This window comes from Halobium salinum, assembly GCF_026586625.1.
Taxonomy (GTDB): Archaea; Halobacteriota; Halobacteria; order Halobacteriales; family Haloferacaceae; genus Halobium; species Halobium salinum.
Map to the genome: position 1 here is coordinate 414,721 of NZ_JAODIW010000006.1, position 14,801 is coordinate 429,521.

The 14,801-nt window shown below is 69.7% G+C and carries 17 protein-coding genes; 7 read left to right on the forward strand and 10 right to left on the reverse strand.

Going from position 1 to position 14,801, the window contains the following annotated elements; translation table 11 throughout:
• Positions 1-45 precede the first annotated feature (45 nt).
• From N5095_RS05430 to N5095_RS05470, 9 genes are all read right to left on the reverse strand, one after another.
• Positions 46-459: a carboxymuconolactone decarboxylase family protein gene (locus N5095_RS05430; RefSeq protein ID WP_267621720.1), complete on the reverse strand. Its 414-nt coding sequence runs from the start codon at positions 457-459 to the stop codon at positions 46-48.
• 218 nt (positions 460-677) lie between these two features.
• Positions 678-1,556 (reverse strand): AAA family ATPase, encoded by an 879-nt coding sequence (locus N5095_RS05435; RefSeq protein ID WP_267621721.1) that lies wholly within the window; start codon positions 1,554-1,556, stop codon positions 678-680.
• 135 nt (positions 1,557-1,691) lie between these two features.
• Positions 1,692-2,117, reverse strand: a complete 426-nt coding sequence (locus N5095_RS05440; RefSeq protein WP_267621722.1) for an HIT family protein — start codon at positions 2,115-2,117, stop codon at positions 1,692-1,694.
• A 98-nt stretch (positions 2,118-2,215) separates the two neighbouring features.
• Positions 2,216-3,142, reverse strand: coding sequence for a universal stress protein (locus N5095_RS05445; protein WP_267621723.1), 927 nt, complete (start codon positions 3,140-3,142; stop codon positions 2,216-2,218).
• A 131-nt stretch (positions 3,143-3,273) separates the two neighbouring features.
• Complete coding sequence (locus N5095_RS05450) at positions 3,274-4,077, reverse strand: TraB domain-containing protein (protein WP_267621724.1); 804 nt, start codon at positions 4,075-4,077, stop codon at positions 3,274-3,276.
• An 83-nt stretch (positions 4,078-4,160) separates the two neighbouring features.
• Positions 4,161-4,817, reverse strand: a complete 657-nt coding sequence (locus N5095_RS05455; protein WP_267621726.1) for a uracil-DNA glycosylase — start codon at positions 4,815-4,817, stop codon at positions 4,161-4,163.
• A 3-nt stretch (positions 4,818-4,820) separates the two neighbouring features.
• Entirely contained in the window at positions 4,821-5,696 is an 876-nt protein-coding gene (gene prs, locus N5095_RS05460; protein ID WP_267621727.1) for a ribose-phosphate diphosphokinase, read from the reverse strand.
• Between the two features lie 131 nt (positions 5,697-5,827).
• Positions 5,828-6,667 (reverse strand): HVO_0234 family beta-propeller protein, encoded by an 840-nt coding sequence (locus N5095_RS05465; RefSeq protein ID WP_267621728.1) that lies wholly within the window; start codon positions 6,665-6,667, stop codon positions 5,828-5,830.
• A 69-nt stretch (positions 6,668-6,736) separates the two neighbouring features.
• Positions 6,737-6,973, reverse strand: a complete 237-nt coding sequence (locus N5095_RS05470; protein WP_267621729.1) for a hypothetical protein — start codon at positions 6,971-6,973, stop codon at positions 6,737-6,739.
• A 226-nt stretch (positions 6,974-7,199) separates the two neighbouring features.
• Here N5095_RS05470 and N5095_RS05475 point away from each other — a divergent pair, with 226 nt between their 5' ends.
• The 7 genes from N5095_RS05475 (at position 7,200) to N5095_RS05505 (ending at position 13,368) form a co-directional block, all read left to right on the forward strand.
• Positions 7,200-8,090, forward strand: coding sequence for a metallophosphoesterase (locus N5095_RS05475; protein ID WP_267621730.1), 891 nt, complete (start codon positions 7,200-7,202; stop codon positions 8,088-8,090).
• A 1,040-nt stretch (positions 8,091-9,130) separates the two neighbouring features.
• Positions 9,131-10,426 (forward strand): histidine--tRNA ligase, encoded by a 1,296-nt coding sequence (gene hisS / locus N5095_RS05480; protein ID WP_267621731.1) that lies wholly within the window; start codon positions 9,131-9,133, stop codon positions 10,424-10,426.
• A 67-nt stretch (positions 10,427-10,493) separates the two neighbouring features.
• Positions 10,494-10,988 (forward strand): universal stress protein, encoded by a 495-nt coding sequence (locus N5095_RS05485; protein ID WP_267621732.1) that lies wholly within the window; start codon positions 10,494-10,496, stop codon positions 10,986-10,988.
• A gap of 73 nt (positions 10,989-11,061) precedes the next feature.
• Positions 11,062-11,511, forward strand: a complete 450-nt coding sequence (locus N5095_RS05490) for a universal stress protein (RefSeq protein WP_267621733.1) — start codon at positions 11,062-11,064, stop codon at positions 11,509-11,511.
• Between the two features lie 3 nt (positions 11,512-11,514).
• Positions 11,515-11,979: a universal stress protein gene (locus N5095_RS05495; RefSeq protein ID WP_267621734.1), complete on the forward strand. Its 465-nt coding sequence runs from the start codon at positions 11,515-11,517 to the stop codon at positions 11,977-11,979.
• An 84-nt stretch (positions 11,980-12,063) separates the two neighbouring features.
• Entirely contained in the window at positions 12,064-12,963 is a 900-nt protein-coding gene (gene truA, locus N5095_RS05500) for a tRNA pseudouridine(38-40) synthase TruA (RefSeq protein WP_267621735.1), read from the forward strand.
• A gap of 144 nt (positions 12,964-13,107) precedes the next feature.
• Positions 13,108-13,368 carry a hypothetical protein gene (locus tag N5095_RS05505; RefSeq protein WP_267621737.1) on the forward strand — a complete coding sequence of 87 codons (261 nt, stop codon included), beginning with the start codon at positions 13,108-13,110 and terminating at the stop codon, positions 13,366-13,368.
• Positions 13,369-13,372: 4 nt separating this feature from the next.
• Here N5095_RS05505 and N5095_RS05510 read toward each other — a convergent pair whose 3' ends face one another.
• Positions 13,373-14,710 carry a M28 family metallopeptidase gene (locus tag N5095_RS05510; protein WP_267621738.1) on the reverse strand — a complete coding sequence of 446 codons (1,338 nt, stop codon included), beginning with the start codon at positions 14,708-14,710 and terminating at the stop codon, positions 13,373-13,375.
• Positions 14,711-14,801 lie beyond the last annotated feature (91 nt).

Below are 14,801 nucleotides of genomic sequence, written 5' to 3' on the forward strand. Positions count from 1 at the left end.
ACCTCGACAAAAACGGCCTCCGTCTGCCCGCCGACAGACGCAGGGTCAGTCGTCGCCGCCCATCTGCGATTCGAGATGCTCGGCCATCCGGCCGAACTCGTCCTCGAACGTATCGAGGTCGTAGTCCATCCCGTGGATGACGGCGCTGTACCGGGCCGTCCAACTCGCCAGGAACGCGACCTCCTTGAGCTCCTCGTCGGTCGCCCCGTGCATCTTCGCGGCCTCCTTGTGGAAGTGCTGGCAGTAGGGACACTTGATGTTCGCCGCGATTGCCAGCCCGATGAGCTCCTTGTACTTCGGCGGGATGGCGGTCTCCTCGAACGCGTGACGTTTGAAGTTCGGCCACTCGTTGACCAGGTCCTCGTCGTTCAGTTCCCAGAACCCCGGGACGAACCCGAGCGTCTCCTCGATGTCCGCTCGGGTCGCCTCGACGTCTCCTCCGACGGATGTGGTTGCCATTGTCGCTCCCTCCAGTGACCCCGACAGTCGAGTGGGTCGACCCGAACTACCGGTCGGTAGGCCCGGCCGAGCGTGACGCGTCGGAGCCGACTCCACGTTCGCACCGCAACGTCTTCACTATAACTAACAATCGTTATAATTTGGACGGTCCGCCGCATCGGCGAGTTCGGGCGCCGACACCCTGGTCGTGAACCTCGATGTCGACGCCGACGCCTTCGCTACCGGTTCAGCACCGCACCGACCCGCTCGCCCACGTCGTCGACGAGCGACCCCTCCGCCACGTCGAGACCGACTTCGACGCCGAGCGCCGCGGCGGCGACCTCGGCCATCGTCCCGGCGAACGCGTCGTCGTCGACGGCCCTCGGCGCCCCGTTCGCCGCGGCCGTCGACTCGGGGACGACCGCGTCCGCGTCCGCCGGGTCGGCCTCCGGAGCGCCGTCGACCCCTTGGACCGCGACCGTCGCGTCGAGGTCGACGCCGAGGTCGGCGAGTCGGTCACGGGTCCGCTCGCGTCCGTCGGCTCCCCGCCCGGTCGCCGGCGTCACGGCGACGACGCGGTCCGCGGTCGTCACGGCCGCGAGCGCCTGGTTCGACGCCACCGGCGGCGTGTCGACGAGCACGTGGTCGAAGCGCTCGCTCGCCGCCTCGATGCGGTCGCCGAGGGCGCGAGCGGCCGACTCCGTCTTCGCCCGGGCGAGCCGTTCGAACGGTGCGCGAGCCGGGAGGCAGGCGACTCGGCCCGCGACGGTCTCGCCGAGGTCGAGGTCGAGGTCGACCAGCCCGGCCGACAGCGGCGCTTCGGCTCGGTCGGTCACCAGCGTCGTCGCGTCGGGGTCGATGCGACCGGACACGTAGTCGGCGAGCCCCTGCGTGGCGAAGGCGGCGTCGACGACCGCGACCTCGTGGCCGTCGCGGGCGAGGGTCGCGGCGAGTTCGACGGCGGTCCGCGTCGTCCCGGCGCCGCCGACGGTGCCGACGAGGGCGGTGGCCGTGGCGGTCTGGGTAGTCGTCTGTTCGGCCGGCCGCGACTGGTCGGCGTCGGGTTCGTCGGTCTTGGTGGGCGTCGACTCGGTCACGACCCGAGTTGCGCCGCTCATCTGATTAAAATTCTTTGACGAACGTGGATAGAAATTGCGGGCGAGTCGTGGGTCGAGTCGGGCGGGTCGGTTCGGGCCAGGTCGGGCGGGTCGGTTCGGGCCAGGTCGGGCGGGTCGAGTCGGGCGGGCAATCGGCTACTCGACGTCCGATATCGCGTCGGCCAGGTCGTCGAGTTCCTCGTCCGTGAGTTCCGGTCGGTCGCCGGCGACGGCGTGGATGGGGCCGCCGCCGTCGCGGTCGAACCGGGGGACGACGTGGGCGTGGACGTGCGGAACCTCCTGTCCGGCGGCTTCGCCGTCGTTGATGCCGACCGTCGTCGCGTCCGCGTCGACGACCGACTCGATGCGGGGGACGAGGTCGTGGACCTCGCGGAACAGGTCGGCCGCCACGTCCTCCGTGAGGTCCGAGAGGCGGGCGTGGTGGGCCTTCGGGATGACCAGCGTGTGTCCGCGCGCGAGCGGGTTCGCGTCGAGGAAGGCGAGCGTAGTGTCGGTCTCGCGGACGACCCTGGCGGGAATGTCACCGTCGACGATTCGACAGAAGATGCAGTCCTCGGACATGCTCGACTGTGTGGGTGCGGACGGCAAGAAGGTATGGGCGCCTCGGGGGTCGTAGACCTCAGAGAGCGCGTGCGCCGGCGAGAGCCGGCATCGCCCGACTACTCGCCGTCGAGGGGGGCGCCCACCGAGAGCACAGGCCGGTCGGCGAGGCGAACGGTGCGCTCCGTCACGCTCCCCAGTAGGTACCGCTTGAGGCCGGTCCGGCCGTGTGTCCCCATCACGATGCAGTCGACCTCGTGGTCGCTCGCGTAGTCGACGATGGACTGGTACGGCGCCCCTCGGACGATGCTCGTTCCGACGCGGTCCTCGGAGAGGCCGGCGTCCTTCGCCTTGGCGACGGCCTCGCCCAGGACGCGCTCGCCGGCCTCCTCCAGGCGTTTCAGGACGAGGCCCGCGTTCCCCGTGGCCGCGACGCTCACGTCGACGACGTGCAGCAGGTGGAGGTCGGCGCCGGTCGCGTTCGCCACGTCGATGGCGTGGTCGACGGCCGCCGCCGACCCGTCGCTCCCGTCCACCGGGACCAGCAGGCGGTCGAGCGTCGCACCGGGGTACCCCTCCCAGGTCGACCCCGCCGCCGGAGCGGGACCGAACGGCGTATCCTCGTGTACGGTCAGCACCGGAACCGGCGATTCGCGGAGCGTCCGCTCGGCCACGCTCCCGAGCACGAAGCGCTCCCAGCCGGTGTGTCCCTGGGTTCCCATCACGATGCAGTCCACCCCGTGTTCGTCGGCGTAGTCGAGCAGCGACCGGTGGACCGGCACCGGGTCACCCCCGTCGAGCAGCGCGGTGGTCGGTTCGAGCCCGGCCGCCTCCGCGCGCTCCCCGACCGCCGCGACCGCCTCCTCGCCCCGTCGCCTTCGCTCCTCGACCTCCCCCTCTTCGGCGCTCGGCGGCAGGTCCCCCAGTTCGAGGACGTGCACCGCGTGGAGGTCGGCGTCGACCCGCTTCGCGAGCGCGACGGCGGCGTCGACGGCCGCGTCGGCGACCTCGCTCCCATCGGTCGCAACCATGATTCGGTCGTACATGTTCCGAGTAGTCGTAGGCGGTCGACACCCGTCAGCCCCGGGACGATTGTCACGACTCGGGAATCGGGTGGGGAGTGAAGACGGGACCGCATCGGGAGGAGAGCGGGCAGTGCCCGGTGAGACGTGGGGCGTCAGCCGCCGACGAACCGAACCGAACGGGGTTCGGTGACGTGCTCGGTCGGAATCGAGTCGGGGTCGTCGAGGAGCGCCTGCAGGCCCGGGACGTGCGCCCGGCCGACGACGGCGACCGTCTCCTCGCCCTCCTCGCGGAGCCAGTGGAGTCGCCCCGCCATGTACCTGTTTCGCTCGGTGAGCAACACGTTCGCGACCGTCGGCAGGAGCGTCCCCGTCGCGTCGACGAGACGGTCGAGGTCCGCGAGCGGCATCGTCTCCAACGCCTCCACCTGCGCTTCCACGGAGCCGGAACTGAGGTCGTACGTGCGGTCGAGCTCTTCCATCTCCTCCATCGCCGCTCGCATCTCGGCTCGCGTCTCGCCGTCGCCGACTCGGCGAACCAGCGACCGAACCGCGTCGGTCGAGAGACACCGTGCGGTCAGTTCGTCGAAGGCGTCCGTCGACGACGAGTCGACGAGGGTGACGGTCGCCCCGACCTCGCGGCCGGTGCGGGCCGCCGGGAGCATGTCCGCCTCACCCGGTTCGACCCCCATCTCCCGGGCCAGCCGTCGCTGACGGACCGAGAACACCAGCGCCAACAGCGTGGCCGCCGGGGAGAGGTCGCTCCCGAGCAGGTCGCGGAGCCGGGAGCCGTCGTCGCGCCAGAGGCGGGTGAACCGGTCGGCGTCGAGTTCGATGGCCACGGTGTCCGGCTGTTCGGCCCTGATGACGTCGACGACGCGCTCGCGGCTCCGAGGGGAGACGTGTGCGGTCCCGACCAGTCGAACGGAGCCCGGTCGCCCGCGGAATCGGTCGAACACGACTCGACCGACGGGCCGACCGGCGAAAAAGGGTCGGTTTCGTCGTCCGGAGTGGAGCCGTCTTCGTCCCGTCGGCGGGGGTTTCAGGGCAGCTCCGCGGCCATCGCCTCCAGGTACTCCTCGGTCGTGTACCCCAGCCGCGACACCCAGATGTCCCGGTAGGAGGGGTGGAGGACGGGCAACAGCGTCGTTCCGAGCGACGGCAGGTCGATGGGCTCCAGTACGGAGTCGACGAACCCGTCGAGCGTCCGGTCCTCGAAGGACAGGAGGCTCGTAGTCGCGTGCTTCCCGGTGGCGACGACGACCTCGGGGTCGACGGCGTCGATTTCGGCTTCGAGATGGCCCCGACAGTTCGCACGCTCCTCGGCCGTCGGTTCCCGGTTGGAGCCCTCCCCGTCCGCGGGGAAACACTTCACCGCGTTCGTGTAGAACGTCCGACTCTCGTAGCCGAGTTCGGCCATCGTCCGACGAATCCGCCGACCCGAGTGTCGGCTGGTGTAGGCCATCCCGGTCCAGTTGCCGCCCTGCCAGCGGTCGGCCTCGGGGTTCCCGGCGCCGGGGGCCTCGCCGACGACGAGCACGTCGGCGTCGCTCGGGTCGCCCGAGGCCGGACCGTTCCCCCACGAGACCCGGTTCCGGCAGTCGACGAGCGCCGGACAGCGCGTGCAGTCCGGTTCGAGGGTGAGCCGCTCGTCCGGGTCGGGAAAGCGAGGGGCGTCCGACTCTGCGTTCTCGGCCACGACTCAGTCCGAGCCCCGGAGCGCCTCGGCGACGACGGGTGCGGCGCTCACCACGCTCACGTCGCGCTCGAGGGTGTCGGTACCGTAAATCGCCTCGACGCCGGCGCCCTCCAGTTTCGTGCGGGCGCTCGCCGCGAGTAGGGGGTGGACGCAGGTGACGAAGACGCGGTCCGCGCCGCGCTCGCGGAGGACGGCGATGGACTCGCTCATCGTCGACCCGGTGGCGACGATGTCGTCGACGAGCACCACGTCCCGGTCCGCGACGGGGGCGTCGTTCGGTTCCACGGAGACCGCGCCGGTGTCGTAGTCGCGCTCCTTCACGAAGTAGTCCGTCTCGCCCGCGCCGTAGGTGTCGCGGACGGTCGCCGCCAGTTCGATGGCTCCCTCGTCGGGCGAGAGAAAGAGCGGGTCGCCCAGGTCCGGGAGCGGCGCCGCGAGGCGGCCGGCGGCGTCGACCGTCTCGCAGGGGACGTCGAACGCCTCGCCGACGTCGGGTTCGTGCGGCGAGACGAGGACGGCACGGTCGGTGCCGGTCGACACCGCGCGAGCGACCGCCCGGGCGGACACCGGCTGGCCGGGCTTGAACGCCCGGTCCTGTCGGGCGTACCCCATGTACGGAATCACGGTGACGACTTCGCTCGCGCCGGCTTCGCGGGCGGCGTCCTGTAGCTGGAGCAGTTCGAGGTGCGCGTCGCTCGTCTGGGTCGCGGCGACGACGACGACCCGTTCGCCCTCGACTGCGGTCGCGTCGTCCTCGTCGACCGCGGCCATGAGTTCGCCGTCGGGGAACCGCCGGAAGGTCGGTTGCAGGAGTCGTTCCCCGGTCTCGCGGGCCAACTCGGCCGTGAGCGCCTGGGACGTGGAGCCCGGAAGTATCATGCCCGAGTGCACTACGTCGCGGGTTAAACGAGTTACCGTCCGGGTCGCCCGCGGAGGTCGGTAGCGCAGTTCGGGGCGGTCCCGACGCCGGTTTCCGAACGGGACGGTCCCGGCGTCGGTCTCCGGACGACTCAGCGCACCGCCAACCGCGCGACGCCCTCCAGACCCAGCGCCTGCGAGCGCCAGCCGTCGCCGGCGTCGACGAGGACGGTTCCGGCCTCGGTGACCGCGTAGCGCGCCTCGGTCGACAGGGCCACGTCGGCGACCGGTTCGTCGACGGGAAGGTCGTCGAGTTCGGTCCACTCGCCGTCGCCGTCGTCGGCGTACAGCATCTCCATCCCCGCCGCGAGCCCGCGGTCGCCGGCGGCGGCGACGGCGTAGCACTCCCCGTCGAGCAGGTCCATCCAGCCGTTGCCGAGTTTGAACAGCCCTTCGCTCGTCGCCGCCAGCGGAATCACGCCGCCCGCGCCGGCCACGTCCCGGGCGTCGTCCAGCCCGACGTGTTCGAGGTCGTCGTCGCCGACGCGGTAGACGCCGTCGGCGGTCGCGGCGAGCGGTCCGTCGATTTCCCGGACGGTGCCCGCGTCGCCGAGTTCGGCCCACTCGGCGTCGCCGTCGTCGGCGTCGGATTCGTTTCGTGCCACGACCGTCCCGTCCTTCTCCGCGACGAGCAGCCGCCCGTCGGCGTCGTAGGCCACGTCGACCGCCGGGCCGTACCCCGCGCTCTCGAACTCGATGCCCGCCTCCACGTCACCCCCCGGCCTCGCTTCGAGGACGTCCACGTCGGTCGCGACCGCGATGTGGCCCTCGTGGGTCGCGACGTCCCGCGCGGTGCAGCGGTGCGCGAGGGTGAACCCGCCGACGAGGTCGTCGGAGACGTCGACGACGACGACGCCGGTCTCGGTGGCGACCACTGCCTGGGTCTTCGTTCCCTTGTCGTCGTAGACGCGCTTCTCGTCGATACTGGTCATTCTTGCTTTGGGGGTCTCGGTGGGGCGTCGAAAGTGTACCGGGCGCGGGTTCGGTCGGGTCGCTCGCGGTTACAGGTCCTCCTCGTCGTACGTGACCGTGACGGCCTCGCCGAACTCGTCGTGGACGGCCTCTACGGCCCGTTCGACGCACTCGGCTCTGCGGCCGCTGTTCGTCGTCGGGAACGTGCTCCGGCCGGGTTCGAGGGTGAAGCGCGTCCCGTCGGAGTGGACGCGGAACACGGCCTCGAAGCCGCCGTGGTCCGGGTGCTCGTCGTGGACGGTGTAGAAGTGGGGGTTGTCGGGCATTTTCGGTGTGGTTCGTACTCGGTGGGTCGGTGTCAGTGTATGGTTCGTTCCAGATGTGTTCGTTGTGACTCGGACGAGTAGGAAATCCCGGAGGCGTTTCGCGTCAAAGGGGGCGGAGAGACGTGACATCCGCGTTGTGCCTCGCCGCAGTTCGGTGCGAGACCGAGCGAAAAGACCTTGTCCCGAATTCATGAGCTCTCTAGACATGTCTCAGCGAGTACTCGTCATGGGGGACCACCACGGTGACACGGAATCACTACGGCGATTACTCGACGACGTAAACGGGGAGACATTCGACTTCGCCGTTCACGTCGGTGATTTCACCAATGCGGTGCGCCAAGGCCGACAGGCGGCCGTACGGCAACTCCGGGAGGTCGAGCCGTATCTCGAGAGGATTGCCGACCGGACGCGGCACGACCTCGTGTGGGTGTACGGCAACCGAGACTACTTCGGCGATTTCGAGTACGATCTCCAGGTCGGAACGCGGATTCCCAAGGAAGGCTGCGTCAGGGTCGGCGGGCAGCGGTTCACGAACTCACCAGCGGCTGTCGAGTCCGACGTCATTCTCGTCACGCATATGGAGACGTGGCGGTTGCTCGACCACTTCAATGGGCGGGCGCATCTCTGCGGTAATACCCATCTCGGCCGATACAAAGGTCGACGCCTCAACTCCGGATTCCTCCAGTACACACACCGAGAAACGGGTGAGCAAACGTTCGGGGGCTACTTCGTCGTCGAGATTACGGAGACGCCGCCGTTCGACGTTGAGATGCGATGCATCGGCAACCTCAACCGATTCGAGTGTGATCGCCACCGGGAACGCGGCGTCCAGTTTCAGTCCGCCTTTGAGGAGTGTATGTACTGTGCCGACTCCCGGATTCTCATGCGAGAGATGACTGCTTCAGCGTTCTATGGCCTCACACACGGTGCCAACCGGGGAACCGTCACCGACAGGATGCTTGCTGACGCTGCAGTCGATTTGTGGGACGAGCCACCGGTCGAGTTCCGTGGACAATTCGAGACGTATCTCGACGGAATCGAAACCGATCGCTACGCACCGCTCGCGCGAACCGGCGACGGGAAACTCGCTCTTGCCGACGAGAGCTACGCGTATTGAACGAAACTGGGTCGTGACCCAGAAGACCCGCTTAGTGGGCAATGATAGCAAAATAGTGTTGTTTGCTGAACTCGCGGCACGAGTCCAGGAGCCGAGTCACGTTGAGTCCGGTCGAAACAAAGTACTTTTCTTCGAGCGTTGGTCAGACTGACTCAGTTCCAAGACTCAGAGCGTGTATTCGGCGAACCAACGAGAGAGAGGAGGGGGAGGGAACGCCCTCTGTGCCTCTGACAGTAGCATTCCGGCGTCTGCCCGCGTTCCAATGCGGGCTTACGAGCCTATGTTGCCCAAAAATATATCTTTGTTTGAGGATCCGGGTGACACTCGTGTCAACTAGAATATACCGTAGACTCGCGGCACGTCTCTGGAAGCTGATTCACTCGGCAAGCAGCTGAAAACATACGGGGTACAACGCTCTCGAAAGCCCCCGCTCGCTCAACTCGGGAGGCTCGTTGCGCTCCTCACCCTCGCTTCGCTCGGGTTGCGGTGCTTACGTCGTCCCGAGAAGCCTCCGGCTTCTCGTGGGCTCACGAGAGCTTTGCTCTCGTGAACGCCTGCCGTCGCTGAGCGAGCGGCCCCTTTCGGAGCCCCACCCACAGCACCGCCACACCCTCCCCAGCCGATTCACTCGGTCGCTACGCTCCTCGTTCATCCCTCGCACGGATGCGCCGCGGACGCAGCCGCGGCGGCGCGCGCCGACAGCCCCTCCATGGACTGTCGGTTCGCGCGAGGGACCGCGACTGACCTCCGTGTCAGCCACCGGAGGCTGGGGAGGTGTGAGGCCGGGCGGTACTGGGCTGGCCTGGTGGACTTGGAGAGGGCGAACGCTCTCGCGCGGTTGCTGGCGAAGCAAGCACCGCAGCGAGCGAAGCGAGTGAGGAGCACAGCGAGTCAGAACCGGGGAGAGCGCGAGAGCTTTGCTGGGCCGCTGTCCCGGTATCGGCTTGTCGGTCCCCCAACTCGCCTCCAACCGAAGCGATACGCACGAAAAGGACAGCCTTCAAGCGACCCACCACACAACTACTCACTCAACTAAACCCATGTACGACCGCCTCAAGGGCTTCCGCGACTTCTACCCCGAGGAGATGGGGTCGCGTCGCGAGGTCATCGACACCATGGAGGGCGTCGCCGCGCGCTACGGCTTCCGCGAGGTCGGCACCCCGGCGCTCGAACGCACCCAGATGTACGTCGACAAATCCGGCGAGGAGATCGTCGACGAGCTGTACACCTTCACCGACAAGGGCGGCCGCGAGGTCGCGCTCACCCCCGAACTCACGCCGACCGTCGCCCGGATGGTCGTCGCGAAGCAACAGGAGCTCTCGAAGCCCATCAAGTGGGTGTCGACGCGCCCGTTCTGGCGCTACGAGCAGGTCCAGCAGGGGCGCTTCCGCGAGTTCTACCAGACCAACGTCGACATCTTCGGCTCCTCGGACCCCGCCGCCGACGCCGAGATTCTCGCCTTCGCCGCCGACGCGCTCACCGAACTCGGCCTCACGGGCGACGACTTCGAGTTCCGCGTCTCCCACCGCGACATTCTCGGCGGCCTCCTCTCGGCGTTCGATTCGGACGTGGACGCCCGGAACGCCATCCGCGCGGTCGACAAGCGCGCGAAGGTCGACGAGACGGAGTACATGCGCCTGCTCGAATCGGCGGGGCTCACCGACTCGCAGGCCCAGCAGTTCGACGACCTCATCGCCGCCGGCGACCTCGACGCCATCGCCGAGTTCGGCGACGAGGACCTCGCCGCCGCCGTGGAGAACCTCCGGAACGTCCTCGACGCGGCGGAGGACTTCGGCGCGGGCGAGTTCTGCTCGCTCTCCCTGACGACGGCCCGCGGCCTCGACTACTACACCGGCGTGGTCTTCGAGTGCTTCGACTCCACCGGCGAGGTCTCCCGGGCCGTCTTCGGCGGCGGGCGCTACGACGACCTCATCGAATCCTTCGGCGGCCAGCCGACCCCCGCGGTCGGCGTCGCACCGGGCCACGCCCCGCTCCAGCTCCTGCTCCAGCGCGCCGGCGTCTGGCCCGAGGAGGAACTCGTCACCGACTACTACGTCCTCCAGGTCGGCGATACGCGCCCCGTCGCCGCCCGCGTCGCTCGCGACCTCCGGGCGACGGGGAACGTCGTCGAGACCGACGTAGCCGGGCGCTCCTTCGGCGCGCAGATGTCGTACGCCGACTCGGTGGGCGCCGAGACGGTCGTCATCGTCGGCGAGCAGGACTTGGAGAACGACGAGGTGACGGTCAAGGAGATGGCCTCCGGCGAACAGACGACCGCACCCGTGGACGACTTCCCGGGCGACCGTGACGCGCCGACGTACGACGACTACGCGTAACGGAACTCGCCCGTAGCGCCACGTCCCGGGGGGCTCGCTTATTCCTCCAGCGCCCGTCTGTGTTATCATGTACCAGGATATCGTCGTCCCCACCGACGGGAGCGGCCCGTCCGAGCGCGCCGTCGCGCACGCCATCGACCTGGCGACGCGCTACGACGCCCGGCTCCACGCGCTGTACGTGGTCGACGTGGACGCCCTCGGCCCCGTCGACTTCGACGCGAGTCGCATCGTCGGCGGGCTGGAGGCGGAGGGCGACGCCGTGACCGACCGGGTCGTCGACGCCGCCGAGGCCGCCGGCGTCCGCGTCCGGAAGGCCATCGTCGACGGCTCCCCCGCCGAGGCCATCGTCGACTACGTCGCGGCCGAAGGAGCCGACCTCGTGGTGATGGGCACCCACGGGCGTCGTGGACTCGACCGGTTCCTCCTCGGGAGCGTCACCGAGCGCGTCCTCCGAACCGCACCGGTGCCGGTCCTCGTCGTCCGCGTCGCCGAGTCGACGGACGAGGGAGCGGAGGCGGCGGCGACGGAGGCCACCGAACCGACCGACGAACCCCCGGCGTAACCGACCCGGTTTCCACTCGCGCCCCTGACCGACCCCCACCGCTATGGTCGTCCGGAGCGTACCGCCTTCGGACATGTACGAGCATATCCTCCTCCCCACCGACGGGAGCGAGTCCGCCGAGGCCGCCATCGACCACGCTATCGACCTCGCCGTACGCTACGACGCGACGCTGCACGTCCTCTACGTCGTCGACACCGCCGCGTTCGGCGACCTCCCCCACGACACGAGCGTCGTCCTCGAGGGGTTCGAGGAGGTGGGTCGTGCGGCGGTCGAACGCGTCGCCGACCGCGCCCGCGAGACCGGCGTCCCGGTCGAGACCGACCTCGTCCACGGCTTGCCGCGGGACGAGATCGTCGACTACGTCGAGGCGGAAGGAATCGACCTCGTGGTGATGGGCACCCACGGTCGGACGGGGCTGGGCCGGATGGTCCTCGGGAGCACCACCGAACGCGTCGTCCGGCGCTCGCCCGTCCCGGTCGTCACCGTCCGACATCCGGAATCGAACATCCGGTCCCCGGAGTGAGCCGTGTACGACCAGATTCTCGTCCCCACCGACGGAAGCGAGGCGGCCGAGGCCGCCTTCGCCCACGCCTTCGACCTCGCGAGCCGGTACGACGCGACGGTCCACGCGCTGTACGTCGTCGACACCGCGATGTACAGTTCACTCGACGCCCGCACGGACCTCGTCATCGACGCCCTCAGCGAACAGGGAGAACACGCCGTCGACGCAGTTCGCGACCGGGGGGAGACCGCCGGCGTCCCGGTCGTCGAGGACGTGGTCCGAGGCTCCCCCGCGAAGGCTATCCTCGGCTACGTCGAGCAGGAAGGAATCGACCTCGTGGTGATGGGCACCCACGGCCGGCGCGGCCTCGACCGACTCGTCCTCGGCAGTGTCACCGAGCGCGTCCTCCGCTCCTCGCCGGCCCCGGTGATGGTCGTTCAGGGGACGCGGCCGGGTTCGCGCGACGCCGAGGACGAGGACGAGCAGTAGTCCGAGACGGCCGGTAGCCAGGGGCAACCAGTGGCGGCGCCGAAAGCGGAGCTTTCAGGCCCCTTCCCGGCCGACACTCGGTCGATGTCGCGCCGGGCCTTCCGTATCGCCTACGACGGCCGCCCGTACTACGGCTTCCAGCGCCAGCCCGACGTGCCCACCGTCGAAGGCGTCCTCTTCGACACCCTCGACCGACTGGGCGTCCACGACCCCGACGACCACCGCCCGAGCGGCTACGCCGCCGCCGGACGCACCGACGCCGGCGTCTCCGCGCTCGCCCAGACCGTCGCGCTCGACGCCCCGGAGTGGCTGACGCCGCGGGCGTTCAACTCCGGGCTTCCCGGCGAGATTCGGGCGTGGGCGAGCGCCGAGGCACCCGCGGAGTTCCACGCGACCCACGACGCCACCCGCCGCGAGTACGTCTACCATCTCTACGCGCCCGCGAGCGACGATGCCGGCGCCGACCCCGAACTCGGAGGCAGCGTCGGGGGCGGCGTCGACGACGACCGCGTCCGGGCCGCCCTCGACGCCCTCTCCGGCGAGCACGACTTCGACCGTCTCACCCCCGACGACCGCCTCACGGAGCGTCGAATCGAGGCGTCGGCGACCCGCGAGGGCGACTTCCTCGCCGTCCGCGTCGCCGCCGACGGCTTCCCTCGGGGGCTGGTCCGCCGACTCGTCACGCTCGCGCGGGCGGTCGGCACCGGCGACGCCGACCTCGCGCGCGTCGAGTCGCTGCTCGGGGACGGACCGATTCGCGGCCGGGAGGGCGTCGCCGCCGCCCCAGCCACACCCCTCGTCCTGACCGACGTGTCGTACCCCGACCTCGACTTCACCGCCGACGAGGACGCGGCCGAGAGCGCCCGCGAGGCGTTCGGCGAGCGCCACGTGGAGGGGCGTGTCGCCGGCCGCGTCGCCGGCGCGATTCGGATGGGAATTCGAGACGGAGCCCCCGCCGCCGAGGGGGATACCGAGACCCACTAGCGGTCGGGAGCGGTGGAGTCGGCTCGTAGCAAGAACGTCGTAGCCAAAGCGTGAGACGCGCGTACGAGCTACGAGGCGGTGCCGTTCGACGACGGGGTGCTCACCGACCGACGGGTTTATTCCTCATCGATTCTCGTCGGTCCTATGAACAGAGACGCCCTCGTCTCGCAGGCCGGCAGTCGGCTGTTCGTCGGCCTGCTCCTCCTCGTCGTCGGCAACGTGCTCGCCGGCGCGCTCGGAAGTTACGTCGCGGTCAGCGTCGGCGACTCCACCGGCGCCGTCCTCGGACTGCTCGCGTACCTCCTCGCCGTCGCGCCCGTCCTCTACGTCGCCGCGGAGCGTCTCGCCAGCGCCTTCTGGGTCGTCGCCGAGGGAGCGGTCCACGCCGCGAACGGCGCGAACTGAGGGACTACACCCACGCCTCGGGCCACAGGTCCGCCGCCCGCATCCCCCGCTCGAAGTCGAGGTCCCTGAATCGCTCCGCCAGCGCCTCGCCGTCGAGTCGCGGCGGCGCCTCCCCACCGGCCAACTCCGCTACGAGCAGCGCGGTCAGCATGGCGTGTTCGCGGACGTTCCGCACGTCGACCTTGTCCCGCGTGTCGGCCTCGGTGTGGCCCCAACCGCGGCCGCGCTCGCCGCTGTCGGAGTGGAGTTGCAGGGCCGGCACGCCGCGCTTGACGAACGGCCACTGGTCGCTGAAGGGGTGTGGGTTCTCCTGTACCTCTATCGGGTGGCCCGTCGCCGCCGACACCGACTCGGCGGTGTCCGCGGTCGCCTCGGAAGCGTGGGTCATCGCGACGAGGTTCCGGAAGCGGCCGGCGCCGTCGACGTTGACGACGGCTCGAACCGAGTCGAGGTCGGTCGAATCGGCCATCTGCTCCGACCCTAAGAGACCGACCTCCTCGCAGCCGACGAGGCCGATTCGGACGCCGAGCGGCAGGTCGCAGTCGGCCAGAATTCGAGCGGCGGCGACGACGACGGCGACGCCACAGCCGTTGTCGAGTGCTCCCTCGGCGATGTCGTGGGCGTCGTAGTGGGCGAGCAGGAGCACCTCCTCGTCGGTGTCCGGCCCCACCCGGCCGTACACGTTCTGGCTCTCCCCGGGCCGGGTGTCGGCGTCCACGTCGATGCGCGCCGCGCCGCCGCGGTCGGCGTACTCGCGGAGCCACTCGCCGGTCTCCTCGCTGACGCCGACGGCGACCGCCGCCGCCTCCTCGTTGAATCGCAGGGAGCCCGTCGGCGGCAACTGCCCGGCCACGTGGTTCGCGAAGACGAACCCGACCGCGCCGGCGTCGACGGCGTGGCCGAACTTCTCCATCCGGTGGACGAACCGTCCGCCCTCGGGAGTCGTCGTGCTCGCCACGGCGATGCGACCCGCCACGTCCACCTCGTCGACCTCCGCGGGCGTCCCGTGACCGACGTCGACGAGCGGCGCCTCCACCGCTCCGGCGGGAGAGTACGGGAGCGCGATGGCGTCGAACGGTCGTTCGTCGGGCTCGACGACCGCGAACTCGGTCTCCTCCCGTCGCCAGCGGTTCATCTCGAAGGGCGCCTGCTCCACGTCGTCGACGCCGGCACCCCGGAGCGCGTCGGCGACGAGGTCCGCCGCCGCGGCCTCGCCCTCGCTCCCCGCCATCCGGTGTTCGAGGGCGGTGAGTCCAGTGAGGAGTTTCCAGGGTCGGTCGTCGGTCCACGCCCGGCCGAACGTCTCGTAGTTCACGGATTCGGAGTTGCACCCTGAGGACATAGTCGGAGGGGCTATCGGGAGGATACGACTCGCACGAACAGTTCGAGGGCCCACGGAAGCCCCCGAACTCTGGACTCGCGCGGCTCGCTGT